This is a genomic window from Streptomyces sp. NPDC089915, from assembly GCF_040684675.1.
GTDB lineage: Bacteria > Actinomycetota > Actinomycetes > Streptomycetales > Streptomycetaceae > Streptomyces.
The window spans coordinates 1-14,742 of record NZ_JBFBGN010000073.1; the positions used below are offsets into that span (position 1 = coordinate 1).

16 protein-coding genes are annotated in these 14,742 nt (G+C 72.8%); 3 read left to right on the top strand and 13 right to left on the bottom strand.

What is annotated here, in order from left to right; genetic code table 11:
- The 3 genes from AB0O29_RS21525 to AB0O29_RS21535 form a co-directional block, all read right to left on the bottom strand.
- Window positions 1-1,990: AAA family ATPase (locus AB0O29_RS21525; protein WP_365153661.1), on the bottom strand; the 1,990-nt coding region annotated here is incomplete at its 3' end.
- Window positions 1,991-2,238: 248 nt separating this feature from the next.
- The gene (locus tag AB0O29_RS21530) at window positions 2,239-2,454 is read right to left on the bottom strand and encodes a hypothetical protein (protein WP_042810367.1); all 216 of its coding nucleotides are present in this window, start codon (window positions 2,452-2,454) and stop codon (window positions 2,239-2,241) included.
- A 369-nt stretch (window positions 2,455-2,823) separates the two neighbouring features.
- Window positions 2,824-3,105, bottom strand: a complete 282-nt coding sequence (locus AB0O29_RS21535; protein WP_365153663.1) for an acylphosphatase — start codon at window positions 3,103-3,105, stop codon at window positions 2,824-2,826.
- A 183-nt stretch (window positions 3,106-3,288) separates the two neighbouring features.
- On the opposite strand from AB0O29_RS21535, the gene AB0O29_RS21540 reads away from it, so the two are divergent.
- Window positions 3,289-4,074, top strand: coding sequence for a CAP domain-containing protein (locus AB0O29_RS21540; RefSeq protein WP_365153665.1), 786 nt, complete (start codon window positions 3,289-3,291; stop codon window positions 4,072-4,074).
- Between the two features lie 28 nt (window positions 4,075-4,102).
- On the opposite strand, the gene AB0O29_RS21545 is transcribed toward AB0O29_RS21540, so the two are convergent.
- Window positions 4,103-4,714, bottom strand: coding sequence for a flavodoxin family protein (locus AB0O29_RS21545; RefSeq protein WP_365153667.1), 612 nt, complete (start codon window positions 4,712-4,714; stop codon window positions 4,103-4,105).
- 125 nt (window positions 4,715-4,839) lie between these two features.
- Between AB0O29_RS21545 and AB0O29_RS21550 the strand changes: the two genes are divergently transcribed.
- Window positions 4,840-5,256, top strand: coding sequence for a helix-turn-helix domain-containing protein (locus tag AB0O29_RS21550; RefSeq protein ID WP_365153669.1), 417 nt, complete (start codon window positions 4,840-4,842; stop codon window positions 5,254-5,256).
- On the opposite strand, the gene mutM is transcribed toward AB0O29_RS21550, so the two are convergent.
- From mutM to AB0O29_RS21595, 9 genes are all read right to left on the bottom strand, one after another.
- Window positions 5,229-6,098 carry a bifunctional DNA-formamidopyrimidine glycosylase/DNA-(apurinic or apyrimidinic site) lyase gene (gene mutM, locus AB0O29_RS21555; RefSeq protein ID WP_365153671.1) on the bottom strand — a complete coding sequence of 290 codons (870 nt, stop codon included), beginning with the start codon at window positions 6,096-6,098 and terminating at the stop codon, window positions 5,229-5,231. The genes AB0O29_RS21550 and mutM overlap by 28 nt on opposite strands.
- A 167-nt stretch (window positions 6,099-6,265) precedes the next feature.
- Window positions 6,266-7,087 carry a ribonuclease III gene (rnc, locus tag AB0O29_RS21560; protein WP_365153673.1) on the bottom strand — a complete coding sequence of 274 codons (822 nt, stop codon included), beginning with the start codon at window positions 7,085-7,087 and terminating at the stop codon, window positions 6,266-6,268.
- 19 nt (window positions 7,088-7,106) lie between these two features.
- Window positions 7,107-7,280 (bottom strand): 50S ribosomal protein L32, encoded by a 174-nt coding sequence (rpmF, locus tag AB0O29_RS21565; protein WP_003965982.1) that lies wholly within the window; start codon window positions 7,278-7,280, stop codon window positions 7,107-7,109.
- Window positions 7,281-7,282: 2 nt separating this feature from the next.
- Window positions 7,283-7,930, bottom strand: coding sequence for a DUF177 domain-containing protein (locus tag AB0O29_RS21570; protein WP_365153711.1), 648 nt, complete (start codon window positions 7,928-7,930; stop codon window positions 7,283-7,285).
- A 128-nt stretch (window positions 7,931-8,058) separates the two neighbouring features.
- A complete protein-coding gene (locus AB0O29_RS21575) occupies window positions 8,059-9,111 on the bottom strand; it encodes a cell division initiation protein (RefSeq protein ID WP_365153675.1) in 1,053 nt (350 codons plus the stop codon).
- Between the two features lie 102 nt (window positions 9,112-9,213).
- Window positions 9,214-9,693 (bottom strand): pantetheine-phosphate adenylyltransferase, encoded by a 480-nt coding sequence (gene coaD / locus AB0O29_RS21580; protein WP_365153713.1) that lies wholly within the window; start codon window positions 9,691-9,693, stop codon window positions 9,214-9,216.
- Window positions 9,694-9,707: 14 nt separating this feature from the next.
- Window positions 9,708-10,286 carry a 16S rRNA (guanine(966)-N(2))-methyltransferase RsmD gene (rsmD, locus tag AB0O29_RS21585; RefSeq protein ID WP_365153677.1) on the bottom strand — a complete coding sequence of 193 codons (579 nt, stop codon included), beginning with the start codon at window positions 10,284-10,286 and terminating at the stop codon, window positions 9,708-9,710.
- Window positions 10,287-10,371: 85 nt separating this feature from the next.
- Complete coding sequence (gene recG, locus AB0O29_RS21590; protein WP_365153678.1) at window positions 10,372-12,573, bottom strand: ATP-dependent DNA helicase RecG; 2,202 nt, start codon at window positions 12,571-12,573, stop codon at window positions 10,372-10,374.
- A 26-nt stretch (window positions 12,574-12,599) separates the two neighbouring features.
- A complete protein-coding gene (locus tag AB0O29_RS21595) occupies window positions 12,600-14,246 on the bottom strand; it encodes a DAK2 domain-containing protein (RefSeq protein ID WP_365153680.1) in 1,647 nt (548 codons plus the stop codon).
- A 241-nt stretch (window positions 14,247-14,487) separates the two neighbouring features.
- Here AB0O29_RS21595 and rpmB point away from each other — a divergent pair, with 241 nt between their 5' ends.
- Window positions 14,488-14,673 carry a 50S ribosomal protein L28 gene (gene rpmB, locus AB0O29_RS21600; protein WP_007266795.1) on the top strand — a complete coding sequence of 62 codons (186 nt, stop codon included), beginning with the start codon at window positions 14,488-14,490 and terminating at the stop codon, window positions 14,671-14,673.
- The last annotated feature ends 69 nt before the right edge of the window (window positions 14,674-14,742 follow it).

Here is a 14,742-nt window from a genome sequence, read left to right on the forward strand (position 1 = left end):
CCCGCACATCCAGCCCCGCCGGCGTTTGAGGCGCGGGGTCCGGGGCGGAGCCACGGTTGCGGGAAGGGGCGGGGTGGGGGAGGTCTGCCGTCGTCCGGGCCTGCCCGGGCAGCTCGGCGCCGCCCGCGGCAACGCCACCGGGGCCCGGGGCCTGCCCCGGAACCGCCGCCGGGACCGGGACCGGGCCGGAGCCCGGGGTCTGCATCGGGACCGGGCCGGAGCCCGGGGCCGGGGCCGGGGCCGGGGCCGGGGCCGGGGCCGGGGCCGGGGCCGGGGCCGGGGCGATCAGGAACGTCGCGCGGCCCGCGTCGGCCCCGCGCAGGTAGCGGATCGCCTCCGCCGCCGCCCCGGCCGAACCGACGGCCACCGCGTCCGCCGCGGAGCCGAGGGCCGCGGCCACCGCGACCTCGTACCCCGCCTCCACCGACACCCGCTCCGCCGCAGGCCCCAGCACCCCCGCCAGCCGCTCCCGCACCGCGAGCAGCGCCCCGGTCCCGTCCTTGCGCCGCAGCCCCAGCGCGAGCGCCTCCCGCCGGGCCGAGACCGCCGCGCGGGACCGTTCCGCCGTGGTCCGGGCGTCCCGGGCCGCCGCCAGCGCGGCCTCCGCCCCGGCCAGCCCGGCCCGCGCCGCCTCGTACTCCCCCTCCTCCGCGGAGAGGTCCTCCGCTCCGCCGACCTCCCCGGCCAGCGCCTCGTACTCCTCGCGGGCCTCCTCCGCCCGGGCCCGCGCCCCGTCCCGGGCGGCCAGCAGCCGGTCGATCTCCGACTGGGCCGCCCCCGCCCGGGAGCGGGCCGCGCCCAGCCGCCCGGTCAGCCGGGCCAGGTCCTCGCGCCGGTCGGCGACGGCCCGCGCGGCGTCCCGCAGCCGCCTCTCCTCCTCGGCGAGGGCCCGCTCCAGCCCGGCCCGGTGCTCGGCGGTGTCCTCCAGGGCCCGTTCGGAGGCTTCGAGGGCTGCCGTCAGCTCCGCCTCCTGCTCCCGGATCCGGGCGGCCTCCCGTTCCATGTCCTCGGGATCACGGCCCCGCCGCTCCTCCTCCACCGGCGCCGACGCGCTCTTGACCCGCGCCCCGGCCAGGGACTCGGTGCCGCGCACCCGCTCCGCCAGCTGGGCGAGCTCGTGCCAGGTCTGCTGGGCCCGCTGGAGCCGGGGCGCGAGCCGGCGTACCGATTCCTCAAGCCCGGCCTCACGCCGCAGCGCCTCCGCGAGGTCCCGTTCGGCGGAGTCCCTGCGCTCCTTGAGGGCGGCCTCGTCGGCGATCTCGGCGTCCAGCGCGGCCCGCAGCGCGACCAGGTCGTCGGCGAGCAGGCGCAGCCGCGCGTCGCGCAGGTCCGCCTGGATCACGGCCGCCCGCCGGGCCACCGCCGCCTGCCGGCCCAGGGGCTTGAGCTGGCGGCGCAGCTCGTCGGTGAGGTCCTGCACCCGCGCGAGGTTGGCCCGCATCGCGTCGAGCTTGCGCAGCGCCTTCTCCTTGCGCTTGCGGTGCTTCAGTACGCCGGCGGCCTCCTCGATGAAGGCGCGGCGGCCCATCGGGTCGGCGTGCAGGACGGAGTCGAGCTGGCCCTGTCCGACGATGACGTGCATCTCGCGGCCGATGCCGGAGTCGGAGAGGAGCTCCTGGATGTCGAGGAGCCGGCAGGTGTCCCCGTTGATCTGGTACTCGCTGCTGCCGCCGCGGAACATGATCCGCGTGATGGTGACCTCGGCGTACTCGATCGGCAGGGCGCCGTCGGAGTTGTCGATGGTGAGGGAGACCTCGGCGCGGCCGAGGGGCGGGCGGCCCGTCGTACCGGCGAAGATGACGTCTTCCATCTTGCCGCCGCGCAGGGACTTGGCCCCCTGCTCCCCCATGACCCAGGAGAGCGCGTCCACCACGTTGGACTTGCCGGAACCGTTGGGGCCCACGACACAGGTGATGCCCGGCTCGAAGCGCAGGGTGGTGGCGGAGGCGAAGGATTTGAAGCCGCGCAGGGTCAGGGACTTGAGGTGCACGCCGCCGGACTCTACCTTTCACGTTCGGTTTCGCCCCTGAAGGTGCGGGGCAGATCAGACGTTAAAGGAATGAGCCCCCCACCTGGCCCAATGCGCTTCTGGCGCACCGGGCCCGGTGGTCGGATCCCCGCAGGGGGACCGTGGCGGGAGTCGCAAGAAAGAAGGGACGCCGGAGCGTCCCTTGCAGATCGTGCGGAGCCCTTGCAGATCGTGCTGGGCAGGAGTCGAACGACGGGTTGGGTCGCGGATCAGGTGAGCGCAGGCTCCGCCTGGGATACGTCGAGGTCCATGCTGCCGAGCAGCGAGTCCCCGTGCTGAGCGGCGGCCGCGGTCAGAGCGTCGTTCTCGGACTGGATCCGTCCGAGCTCGGACTCAAGGTCCTGGACGCGCTGCTGAAGCCGTCGCATCTCGGCGAGGAGTCGCGGGTCGGAGCCGCCGACGTAACCGAGAAGCGCCTTTGCCATGATGGATGGTCCTCCACACTGAGTGACCGACCGAAGCGGTGTGGGTCGTGAGGGAATCGCACCCGCGGATGTCCGGCAGCGACTGTCAGTCACTGCACTCGTTCTCTTTTGCTGACGCTGCCTACTGCCAGCACTGCCAAACAGCTCAGGTGCGCGGGGCTTCCAGCGTCTCACCAAAAAGTTTGACGGTCAACACGATCACGCCCCGTATCGGCGGGCGTCCCGGCCCTCGTGCGGGGCGTGGAGATCATCCTCGCCTCCGAGCCTTCCACGCTTCGCCGCCGACGGCAACGGGTCGACGGCGAATGCGCAGTTCCGACCGGGTGTGGACCGTCCAGGAGTCTGATCAGTTCATGATCGGTCGATAGATCACCGGATCTCGAACCCGTCGTAGCCGCCGCGCGGTGTGCCCCAGATCTCCGTCACCCCGGCCACCCGTCCGGGCGTGTCGCCCTCGCGGAGCCAGTCGAGCAGCCGGTGGCAATTCTCACGTTGACCTTCGGCCACCACCTGCACCCGGCCGTCGTCGAGGTTGAGCGCGAAGCCGGTCAGCCCGCCGATCTCCAGAGCATTGGCCCTGGTGAACCAGCGGAAGCCCACTCCCTGTACACGGCCGCGCACCCATGCGGTCATGCGGACATCTTCATTCATGCAAGAACGCTAACCGGGCCGGGGCTCCTTGATCCCATCGCCCCTTTGCCGCATGGGCTACAGTCCCCCACCAATGACTCACCCGTTCGGGTGTGCAAATGAGATCTTGCAAAGAAGGGGCCGCGACCGATGGGCCGACACCGACTCCACGCCGCGCCGCGCCGCGGTGTCAGGCGCACCGCCGTGCGTACCGGCCTGCTCGGCGTCTCCGTGGCCGTGGTCCTCGGCACGGCGGCCGTCACGACCGGTTTCGTACCGGTCGGCGGCTCCTTCCCGTACGTCGGCACGGGCTCCTCCGACAAGACCGAGGCGCGGGCGAAGCCCTCCCCGAGCCCGGACCGCAAGGTGGAGCAGGGCGGTCTCGCGAACCTGTCGGGCCGCTCGCCCGACGCCGCCGGCGCGGGCACCCCGTCGGGCACCCCTTCGGCCTCGCCGAGCCCTTCGGTCCCGCCCACCCCCTCGGCCTCGCCGACTCCCACGCCCACCCCCTCGGCGTCCACCAGGGCGCCGGAGAAGACCGCCGCCCCGCAGCCCCCGAAGGCGGCCGCCCCCAAGCCTGCGGCGCCCAAGCCCCCGGCCGCCGGGGACGCGAACCCGTCCGCCGAGGCCCAGGTCCTCGCCCTGGTCAACCAGGAGCGCGCCCAGGCCGGCTGCGTGGCGGTCCGCGCGAACCCGCCGCTGGCCTCGCTGGCGGCGGCCTTCAGCAAGGACATGGCCGTACGGGGCTTCTTCGACCACACCGACCCGGACGGGAACACCCCCTGGCAGCGGGCCCAGAACGCCGGGATCTCCGGGATGGGCGGCGAGAACATCGCGCGCGGCCAGGGTGACGCCAAGACGGTGATGGAGTCCTGGATGAACAGCCCGGGCCACCGGGCGAACATCCTCAACTGCGAATTCCGCACCCTCGGCGTGGGCGTCTACTTCGGGGCGGGCGGCCCCTGGTGGACCCAGGACTTCGGCTTCTAGAGCCGGCCCGCCCGCCCCCGCGGCGGGATCAGACCGCGGCCGCCGCCAGCGCCGCGCGGCCGGCCACGACCACGCGGGTGTGCTCGGCGACCCGGCGGCCGAGGTGCTCGGCGGTGGCGATGTCGGCCTTGTGCACGGCCTCCGGGCCCTCGTCCGAGTTGCTCTGGGCGGCCGCGCCGGAGGAGAAGCCGAGGCGGTTGAGGTCGTACTCGCTGCCGGTGGAGGAGTTCCAGCCCGGCTTCAGGCCGAGGTTCACCCAGCTCATGCCGTGCTGCGAGGCCAGCATCTGGAAGTACTGCAGGGTGTTCAGCTTGTCGCCGGACTTGGAGGCGGAGTTGGTGAAGCCCGCCGCCACCTTGTCCTGCCAGGCGTCGCCGAACCAGCGCTTCGAGGTGGCCTCGGCGAAGACGTGGAAGGCGCCCGACGCGGTGCCCATGTAGGTCGGGGAGCCGAAGACGATGGCGTCGGAGGCGTCGAGGAGCTCCCACTCGGCGTCGGTGATCTCGTCGACCTTGACGACGTGCACGGTCGCCCCGGCCGCGGCGGCGCCGGCCCGGACGGCCTCGGCGACGACGGCGGTGTGCCCGTAGCCGGAGTGGTAGGCGATCGAGACGACGGGGGCGGGGATGGTGGCAGACATGACTGTGCTCCTAGAGGGCTGATCCGGTGCACCGCGGTACGGCGCGGTGCGACGAGACCAGAGAAGCACTAACTTTTAGAAAGCGCAAGCAGACAGTTAGCGCTACCCGGGGGTACGCTTGCCGTATGGAGACCCCTGCCTGTACCGACGTCTGTACCGAGAGCGCCGCGGACGACCTCGCGTTCGACGTCTTCGCGCGCGCCTGCCCCTCGCGGGAGACCCTCGAGCACGTCACCGGCCGCTGGGGCAGCCTCACCGTGGGCGCCCTGCGCGACGGCCCCCGCCGCTTCAACGAGCTGCGCCGACGGGTCGAGGGGGTGAGCGAGAAGATGCTCTCCCAGACCCTGCACGCCCTGGAGCGCGACGGCATCGTCACGCGCGAGGCGCAGCCGACCAACCCGCCCCGCGTCGACTACGAGCTGACCCCGCTCGGCCGGGAGGTCGCCGACCGCCTGCTGGCGCTGATCCAGTTCGTGGAGGGCAGCATGGACGAGGTCCTGACCTCGCGGCAGTCCTACGACACCGCGCGCGGCGGCCTCTGACAGCGCGGGCAGAAGTAGCTGGACCGGTTCATCCAGGCCCGCCGACGCATCGGCGTACCGCAGCGGCGGCAGGGCTCGCCCTCCCGCCCGTAGGCGTCCAGGGACCGGTCGAAGTAGCCAGACTCGCCGTTCACGTTGACGTACAGGCTGTCGAAGCTGGTGCCGCCGACGGCGAGCGCGGCGTCCATGACCGCCCGTACGTGGGTGAGGAGTTCCGCGCTCCGGGGGCGGGTGAGGGTGGCGGTGGGGCGCTCGTAGTGCAGCTTCGCGCGCCACAGGGCCTCGTCGGCGTAGATGTTGCCCACCCCGCTGATCAGCGACTGGTCCAGCAGCGCCCGCTTGAGGGTGGTGCGCTTCGCGCGCAGCGCCAGGTGGTAGGCGCCCTCGTCGAACAGCGGGTCGAGCGGGTCGCGGGCGATGTGCGCGATGACGTCCGGCAGCCCCTCCTCGCTCCCGGGGGCGACCTCGTGCAGCGAGAGCCCGCCGAAGGTGCGCTGGTCGACGAAGCGCAGCTCGGTCCCGGTGTCGTCGGCGAAGCGGATCCGGATGCGCAGGTGCTTCTCGTCGGGGGCGTCGGCCGGCTGCACCAGCAGCTGCCCGCTCATCCCGAGGTGCCCGAGGACGGACAGGTCCCGGCCCTCCAGCGGCAGCCACAAGTACTTCCCGCGCCGCCGGGGCACGCCGATGGTCCCGCCGGCCAGGCGCGCGGCGAAGTCGGCCCCGCCCGCCGGGTGGCGGCGCACGGCCCGCGGGTGGAGCACCTCCACGCCGGCGACGGTCCGCCCGGCCACCCAGCGCTCCAGGCCCCGTCGCACCACTTCGACTTCGGGCAGCTCGGGCACGGTGTTCCTCCGGGGGAAGCGGGCTTCGCGGGACGCCGGCCGAGGGCGTCCGGCTCTGCCGCGAGCCTACCCGGCGGCCCTGCGGAGCAGGTGCCCCGCCCGGAAACGGGACCGCCCGCCCCTGCCGGTGGCAGGGGCGGGCGGGAGGTACCCGAAGGAAGTCCCGGTCAGGCCTTCGACGCGGGGTCGGCGGGGCTCTTCGCCCCGTCGGCCTCGGCCGGAGTGCCGGCGGACGCCGCTTCCGCGGCCTTCCGCTCGTCCGCGGCGGCACGGATCCCGCGCCACGCGGACTCGGCCGCCTGCTGTTCCGCTTCCTTCTTGCTGCGGCCGGTGCCGGTGCCGTACGAGACACCACCGACGCGGGCGGCAGCGGTGAAGGTCTTCTCGTGGTCCGGACCCGTCTCGGTGACCAGGTATTCCGGCACCCCGAGGCCTTCGGCCGCCGTGAGCTCCTGGAGGCTGGTCTTCCAGTCCAGGCCGGCGCCGAGGTTCGAGGACTTCTCGATGAGCGGGTCGAAGAGCCGGTGAACCAGCTCCGAGGCCGCGTCGAGACCCTTGTCGAGATAGACCGCGCCGATCACCGCTTCAAGGGTGTCGGCGAGGATGGAGGCCTTGTCCCGGCCACCCGTGCCCTCTTCGCCCCGGCCGAGCCGGATGAAGGAGCCGAGTTCGAGGCCGCGGCCGACCTCCGCAAGCGCACGCGAGTTGACCACCGCGGCCCGCAGTTTGGCCAGCTGGCCTTCCGGCAGGTCGGGGTGGGTGGTGTACAGCGTGTCCGTGACCACCAGGCCCAGCACGGAGTCCCCGAGGAACTCCAGCCGCTCGTTGGTGGGCAGACCGCCGTTCTCGTACGCGTACGAGCGGTGGGTCAGCGCACGCACCAGAAGGGCGGACTCGAGTTGATACCCGAGCCGCCCTTCCAGAAGCGTGTGGGACGAGGCCGCGTTGTTACTGTCTGCCTGCTTCTCAGCGTTGGACAGCTCAGACATTGCGCCTCTCACCAGCCGCTCAGACCTCGAGGACCTGGCGCTTGTTGTAGGTGCCGCAGCTCGGGCACGCGATGTGCTGGAGCTTCGGCTCCTGGCAACGCTCACACGAAACCAGGGTGGGGACCGCAGCCTTCCACTGCGACCGGCGGTGGCGCGTGTTGCTGCGCGACATCTTCCGCTTCGGAACAGCCACGGCTACTTCTCCTGCTTCTCGGCGGCGCCCTGAACTCCGTCAGAGGCAGTGCCGCTCATGTTGTCCTTCTCGACGCCCTGATCGGTGACGAGTCCCTGCAATGCCGCCCAACGGATGTCGACGGCGTCGTGGTGGTGCTCCGGGTCGTCGTTCAGACTGACCCCGCAATCGGGGCACAGTCCGAGACAGTCCTCCCGGCACACCGGCTGCATGGGCAGTGCGAGCACCACCACATCACGCAGCACGGGTTCGAGGTCGAACAAGCCGTCCTCGAGGAAGAGCATGTCCTCGTCGTCCTCGGCGTCGTCGGCCGGCTCCGCCTTGGGGCGGCCCCGGTCGTCGGCGTCAGGGTACGAGAACATCTCCTGGAAGTCCGCCTTGAGCTCGCGCTCGACGGTCTCCAGACACCTTACGCACTCCCCCACGGCCTTCGCACGGACGGTGCCTGTGACAAGCACCCCTTCCATGACCGACTCCAGGCGGAGCTCGATCTTCACCGGGGCGCCCTCCGGCACTCCGATGACGTCGACGAGACCGAAGTCCGCCGGCGCCGTGATCTCGCGGGACAGCCGCTGCATGGCACCAGGACGCCGGCCCAGCTCGTGCGTGTCGAACACGAGGGGGTTGCGGTGGTCAAGGCGGGTGTTCAGGGCCGTTCCTGCTTTCACAGATCGCTGAAGATCAAAGATTTTGCCGCTCTAGGGCAGCATGGACCGCGACGCATATGCGCGACCGAACAGTCAGGATACCCGCCGCTTCGCTCAGAGCCCAATCCGGTCTAACGACCCTGTTCGTACTGGCGCAGCTGATCGAGGTTGATCATGCTCGTGTCGAAGAAGCTGGTCTCGTCGAGCGCGGGCTGCTGCTGCGGGTGGGGCTGCGGATGCTGCTGGTAGGCGGCGTACGGGTCGGGCTGCTGCTGCGGGTAGCCGCCGTAGGGGTCGGACTGCTGTTGCGGGTAGCCCGCGTACGACGGGTCCTGGTAGCCGTAGCCGTCCTGCCGGGGCTGCTGGGCCTGCTGCTGCGGGTAGGGCGTGACGTAGGCCGCCGCCGCGTAGTCGTCGTAGACCGGCGCCGCCTGGGCGGGGATCGCCGGCGGCTCCGGCTCGGCGAGCCCGGCCAGGAAGTCCGCGTCGCTCGACGGGCGGACGTGCTGGTTCCCCGCCGCGTCCTGGGCGGCCATGTGCGCGCCGAGGTCGTCGGTGGGCATCCGGCCCAGCAGCTTCTGGCGGCCCCGGCCGACGGCCTCCAGCGTCTTGGCCAGCACCGCCTCGACGGTGGCCAGCTTGGTGTCCACGTACGCGTCCGCCTGCTCGCGCCGGGCCAGCGGGTCGGGGGCGGGCTCGGGGGCGCCGCTGTCGTCGTGGCCCTGGGGGTCCAGGCCCGGGCCGCGGCCCAGGAGCTTCTCGCGGCCGCGGTCCACGGCGCCGATGGTCTTGCTGAGGACGACCTCGAAGTTGGCGAGCTTGCCGTCCACGTACTCGTCGGCCTCGGCGCGGATCTCGGCGGCCTCCCGCCGGGCGTCGGCGAGGATCCGGTCCGCCTCGTCCTGCGAGCGGCGGGCGATCTCGGTGTCGGAGATCAGGGAGCCCCGCTGGGCGTGCGCGGACTCGATGATCCGGTCGGCCTCCCGGCGGGCCTCCTCGACCATCTGGTCGCGCCCGCCGATCAGCTCGCGGGCCTGGGCGAGCGACCCGGGCAGGGCCTGGCGTACCTCTTCGAGCCGGGCGAGCAGTTCCGCGCGGTTGACCACGCAGGAGGCCGACATGGGCATCGACCGGGCGCCGCTCACGGCCGCGACGATCTCGTCCAGCTTCTTCTGTACGTCCATGGGGGCTCGCGCTCTCTTCGCCTAGGACCGACGGGACGACTCTAGGCCCACCGGGGGGACGCGCGGGACGGACCGGGAAGGCTCAGTCCCGCCGCGGCCGGGTCACTTGGCGCGCAGCCGTTCGATCAGCGCCGCGTGGACGTGCGCGGGGAGCAGGTGGGCGACGTCGCCGCCCCAGGTCGCGACCTCCTTGACCAGCGAGGAGGACAGGAAGCTGTACGTCGGGATGGTCGGCACGAACAGGGTCTCGACGCCCGACAGGCCCATGTTCATCTGGGCCATCTGGAGCTCGTAGTCGAAGTCGCTGACCGCGCGCAGGCCCTTGACGATGGCCGGGATGTCCCGCTGCTTGCAGAAGTCGACGAGGAGGCCGTGGAAGGACTCGACCTCGACGTTGCCGTAGTCGGCGGTCGCCTCGCGGATCAGTTCGATCCGCTCCTCGACCGTGAACAGGCCCTGCTTCGCCGGGTTGATCATCACGGCGACGTGCACGACGTCGTACAGCCTGGAGGCCCGTCCGATGACGTCGAGGTGTCCGTTGTGGATGGGGTCGAAGGATCCCGGACAGACCGCGCGGCGCAACTGAACTCCCTCGTTCATGAGTCTTCGCTGGTGGAGGCGGCGCGACCGTACCAAAGGGTGCCTTCGCCGTACTTGCGCGAGCGCAGCGGCTCAAACCCCTCGGGCCACGGGAACGGGCCGCTCCTCGTGCTGCGCTCCACGGTGACGAGGGCGTCGTCGGTGAGCCAGCCGTTGGCGCGGAGTGTGAGCAGGATCTCGCCGAGCTCGCCGTGCTCGACGGCGTACGGCGGGTCCAGGAAGACGATGTCGTACGGCTCGCCGGAGGCGGCTCCCGCGACGATCTGTTCGGCCTTGCCGGCCCGGAACTCGGCGCCGGGCAGGCCCAGGGTCCGGATGTTGTCGCGGATGGCCTTGGCGGCCTTGGCCTCGGCCTCGACGAGCAGGGTGTGGGCGGCGCCCCGGGAGAGGGCCTCCAGGCCGACGGCGCCGGAGCCGCCGTAGAGGTCGAGGACCCGGGAGTCCTCGATCCCGTGCAGCGACTCCCAGGTGGAGAAGAGCCCTTCGCGCATCCGGTCGGAGGTCGGGCGGGTGCCGGTGCCGGGCGGCACGGCCAGCCGCCGCCCGCCGGCGGTGCCGGCGATCACGCGGGTCATCTGGGGTCCTTCTCTGCGACGGTCTCCGGGGGCCGGGCCCCCGCTCTGGCCTCCCACGATAGGTCGTCGCCGCCGGACGCCGCGCTCAGCCCTTCTCCAGGTACTGCTCCCGCTCGGTGTCCAGCAGGGCGTCGAGGGCGGTGCGCAGGCCGGGGAGCCCCTCCAGTTCGGGGTCGGCGGCGACCACGCGGGCGGCCTCCTCCCGGGCCTCGGCGATGACCTCCTCGTCCTCGATGACGGCGAGCATGCGCAGCGAGGAGCGGACGCCGGACTGGGCCTGGCCGAGGACGTCGCCCTCGCGGCGCTGTTCCAGGTCGATGCGGGAGAGTTCGAAGCCGTCGAGGGTGGCGGCGACGGCGGCGAGCCGGGCGCGGGCGGGGCTGGCCTCGTGCATCTCGCTGACGAGCAGGCACAGTCCGGGCGCCGAGCCGCGGCCGACGCGGCCGCGGAGCTGGTGGAGCTGGGAGACGCCGAAGCGGTCGGCGTCCATGATCACCATGACGGTGGAGTTGGGGACGTTCACGCCGACCTCGATGACGGTGGTGGCGACGAGCACCTTGACCTCGCCGGCGGCGAACCGGCGCATCACGTCGTCCTTGTCGGCGGGGTCCATCCGGCCGTGCAGCACCTCGACGGGGAGTCCGGCGAGGGGGCCGCGGCCGAGCTGTTCGGCGATCTCCAGGACGGCCAGCGGCGGGCGCTTCTCGGCCTCGTCCTCGGCGGACGCCTTCTTCTTGCCCTTCGGGTCGTCCTCGCCGTCGCCGATGCGGGGGCAGACGACGTACGCCTGGTGTCCGTTCTCGGCCTCCTCGCGGACCCGCTCCCAGGCCCGGGTGAGGAAGTGCGGCTTGTCCTTGGCCGGGACGACGTGGGTGGCGATCGGGGAGCGGCCGGCGGGCAGCTGGTCGAGGACGGAGGTCTCCAGGTCGCCGAAGACGGTCATGGCGACGGTGCGCGGGATGGGGGTGGCGGTCATGACCAGCAGGTGCGGCGGCTGCTTGCCCTTGGAGCGCAGGGCGTCGCGCTGTTCGACGCCGAAGCGGTGCTGTTCGTCGACGACGACCAGGCCGAGGTCGTGGAACTGGACCTTGTCCTCGATCAGGGCGTGGGTGCCGATGACGATCCCGGCCTCGCCGGTGACCAGGTCGAGCAGGGCCTGGCGGCGGGCGGCGGTCCCCATGGAGCCGGTGAGCAGGACGACCTTGGTGCCCCGGTCGGAGCCGCCGAGCATGCCGCCCTCGGCGAGCTCGCCCATCATCTCGGTGATGGAGCGGTGGTGCTGCTGGGCGAGCACCTCGGTGGGCGCGAGCATGGCGGCCTGCCCGCCGGAGTCGACGACGGCGAGCATGGCGCGCAGGGCGACCATCGTCTTTCCGCTTCCGACCTCGCCCTGGAGGAGGCGGTGCATGGGGTGGCTGGTGGCGAGGTCGTCGAAGATCTCCTGCGAGACCTTCCGCTGGCCGTCGGTGAGGGTGAAGGGGAGCTTGGCGTCGAAGGCGTCGAGGAGGCCGCCGGGGGTGGCGCGGCGGGCCACGGCGGGGAGCTGGGAGTCCGCGTGGCGGCGGCGGGCGAGGGCGACCTGGAGGACGAAGGCCTCGTCCCACTTCAGGCGGCGGCGGGCGTCCTCGATGTCGGCCTTGGTGTCCGGCCGGTGGATCTTGAGGAGGGCCTCGGTGAGCGGGACCAGTCCGCGGCCGTCGCGCAGGGCGGGCGGGAGCGGGTCGAGGGCCTCGGCGGCGCGGGGCAGGACGGCGTCCACGCACTTGGCGATCTTCCAGGACTCCAGCTTGGCGCAGGCCGGGTAGATCGGGATCAGCTGGTTGGCGAAGGCGGTGGCGGCGTCCCGGTCGGAGGCGTCCCCGCCGAGGGGCTCGTACGCGGGGTGCGCGAGCTGGAGCTTGTGGTTGAACCGGGAGACCTTGCCCGCGAACATGGCGCGGCTGCCGGGCAGCAGCTCCTTGTGCGGCTTGTGGACGCCGGCGCCGAAGAAGACGAGCTGGAGGCGGCCGCTGCCGTCGGTGATGGTGACCTCCAGCCGCTTGCCGCGGCCCCCGTTGAAGGTCAGGATCCGGGCGTCGGCGACCTGGGCGACGACGGTGACGTGCTCGTCGATCTGGTCGGCGAGGTCGGCGAGCGAGGTCAGCTCGCCGCGCTCCGCGTACCGCCGGGGGTAGTGGTGGAGCAGGTCGAGGGCCGTGTGCAGGCCGAGCTGCTCGGCGAGCACCTTGGCGGTGGCGGGGCCGAGGGTCTTCTTGAGGTCTTCGTCGAGCGCGGGCACGTGTTCCATTGCACACCATCTCGCTGACAAGCCCGCTATTCCACCCCGATGAGCAGGGGCGCCGAGTGCCGACCGCCGCCGTAGGTGACGGTGTCCACGGCCAGGTGCCGCTGCTGGACGTAGGCCTCCAGGCGGGCGGCGAGGGTCTCGGGGACCTCGGGGCCCAGGACGAGGGTGACGAGTTCGCCGCCGGAGCCGAGCATGCGCTCCAGGACGGCCTCGGCCGTCTCGGGCAGGCCCGCGCCGATGAGGGCCACGTCGCCGTCGATGAGCCCGAGGACGTCCCCGGCCTGGCAGATGCCGGCGGAGGTGAAGGACTGCCGCTCGGCGACGGCCAGTTCCCCGTAGCGGGTGGCGCCGGCGGCGGCGGTCATGGTGACGACGTCCTCGTCGAAGCTGGCCTCCGGGTCGTGCACGGCGAGGGCCGCCAGGCCCTGGACGGCGGACCGGGTGGGGATCACGGCCACCCGTACGCCGTCGGCGCGGGCCTGCTCGGCGGCGGCCGCGGCGGCGGCGCGCAGCTCGGCGGCGCCGGGCAGCAGGACCACCTCGCGGGCGTGGGCCCGGCGGACGGCGTCGAGCAGTTCGGCGACGGCGGGCGGTTCGCCCGGGCGGGCCGGGACGGTGGTCGCGCCCGCCTCGGCGCACAGTGCGGCCAGCCCCTCGCCCTGGACCACCGCCACCACGGCCCGCTGGGCGCGCGGGGCGCTCGCGCGGCGCCGTTCGTCACCGAAGTGGGTGATGCGGATGCGGTACGGCCGGCCGGCCTCCACCGCGGCCTCGACGGCCGCGCCGGGGTCGTCGACGTGCACGTGGACGTTCCACAGCCCGTCGCCGCCGACCACCACCAGGGAGTCGCCGAGCCCGTCGAGGGTGGCGCGCAGCCGGTCGACGGCCTCCTCGGGGGCCTCCAGCAGGTAGATCACCTCGTAGCCGGGCCCGCCCTCCTCCTGGGCGCACGGCTCGGGGACCCGCTCCACGGGGACGGCGGGCCCCTGGACGGGTTCGGCTTCGGGCTCCTGGCCGGAGAGGGCCTGCCAGAGCGCCCCGAGGACGGCGACCAGCCCGCAGCCCCCGGCGTCGACCACGCCGGCCCTGCCGAGGGCGGCGAGCTGCGCGGGGGTCTCGGCGAGGGCCGCGCGGGCCCCCTCGTAGGCGGCGCGGGCCACGTCGGCGGCGCTCCCGGTGCCGGCCCGCGCGGCGCGGGCGGCGGCCCCGGCGACGGTGAGCATGGTGCCCTCGACGGGGTGCGCGACGGCCTGGTAGGCCTCCTCGGCGGCCCGGGTCAGGGCCTCGGCCAGGAACGGGCCGGGGGCGCGGCCGGCGGGGTCGGTGCCGAGGACGTCGGCGACACCGCGCAGCAGCTGGGCGAGGATGGTCCCGGAGTTGCCCCGGGCGCCTATGAGCGCGCCGTGGGCGTAGGCCCGTACCGCCTCGGGCAGGGTGGCCGCCGGTGTGCCTTCGGTCACGCCGGGGGCGGTCGGGGTGAGGCTTCCGGTCAGGGCGCGGTCGGCGGATTCGGCCGTCAGGTAGAGGTTGGTTCCGGTGTCGGCGTCCGCGACGGGGTAGACGTTGATGGCGTCGATGTCCGTACGGGCCCGGCCCAGTGCCGCCAGGGCCAGGGAGCTCCAGGTGCGCACCGCTTCGGCATCGAGGGCGTGCGGCTCGGGCTCGTGCGCCACCGGGCGTTCCTCCTTGTGCGGGCCAGGGTTCACCGCAGGGTAACGAAGGACGGCCCCCGGCCCGGGACCCCGGGGCGGAGCCCGGCCCCGTCATGGTAGTTTTCTCGGACCCAAGCAGTCGTTGTATGCTGCTCAGGTTGCCCGTCGAGAGTCGGGTCATTCGTCCGGCAAGCCACTTCAGATCTCTGAATCCGGTGCGCCGGATTCCACCGTAATTGCATCTGAAGTCTTGGAGTGACCTGTGGCTGCCAACTGCGACGTTTGCGCCAAGGGGCCGAGCTTCGGCAACAACATCTCCCACTCGCACCGCCGCACCTCGCGTCGCTGGAACCCGAACATCCAGCGCGTCCGTGCCGTGGTCAATGGGACGCCGAAGCGCCTCAACGCCTGCACCTCGTGCATCAAGGCCGGCAAGGTCTCGCGCTGACGCCTCCCGTCGTCGTAGCGCAGCCCTTTCCGGTTGCCAAGAAGGCCGGTTCACCTCTGGTGAACCGGC

Excerpts from the sequence above, each read along its gene's own strand:
- AB0O29_RS21545 (WP_365153667.1), bottom strand. The coding sequence starts at position 4,714 with ATGTCTGCCACCATCCCCGCCCCCGTCGTCTCGATCGCCTACCACTCC.
- AB0O29_RS21535 (WP_365153663.1), bottom strand. The coding sequence starts at position 3,105 with ATGAATGAAGATGTCCGCATGACCGCATGGGTGCGCGGCCGTGTACAG.
- AB0O29_RS21550 (WP_365153669.1), top strand. The coding sequence starts at position 4,840 with ATGGAGACCCCTGCCTGTACCGACGTCTGTACCGAGAGCGCCGCGGAC.
- AB0O29_RS21575 (WP_365153675.1), bottom strand. The coding sequence starts at position 9,111 with ATGGACGTACAGAAGAAGCTGGACGAGATCGTCGCGGCCGTGAGCGGC.
- AB0O29_RS21530 (WP_042810367.1), bottom strand. The coding sequence starts at position 2,454 with ATGGCAAAGGCGCTTCTCGGTTACGTCGGCGGCTCCGACCCGCGACTC.
- recG (WP_365153678.1), bottom strand. The coding sequence starts at position 12,573 with ATGGAACACGTGCCCGCGCTCGACGAAGACCTCAAGAAGACCCTCGGC.
- rsmD (WP_365153677.1), bottom strand. The coding sequence starts at position 10,286 with ATGACCCGCGTGATCGCCGGCACCGCCGGCGGGCGGCGGCTGGCCGTG.
- rnc (WP_365153673.1), bottom strand. The coding sequence starts at position 7,087 with ATGTCTGAGCTGTCCAACGCTGAGAAGCAGGCAGACAGTAACAACGCG.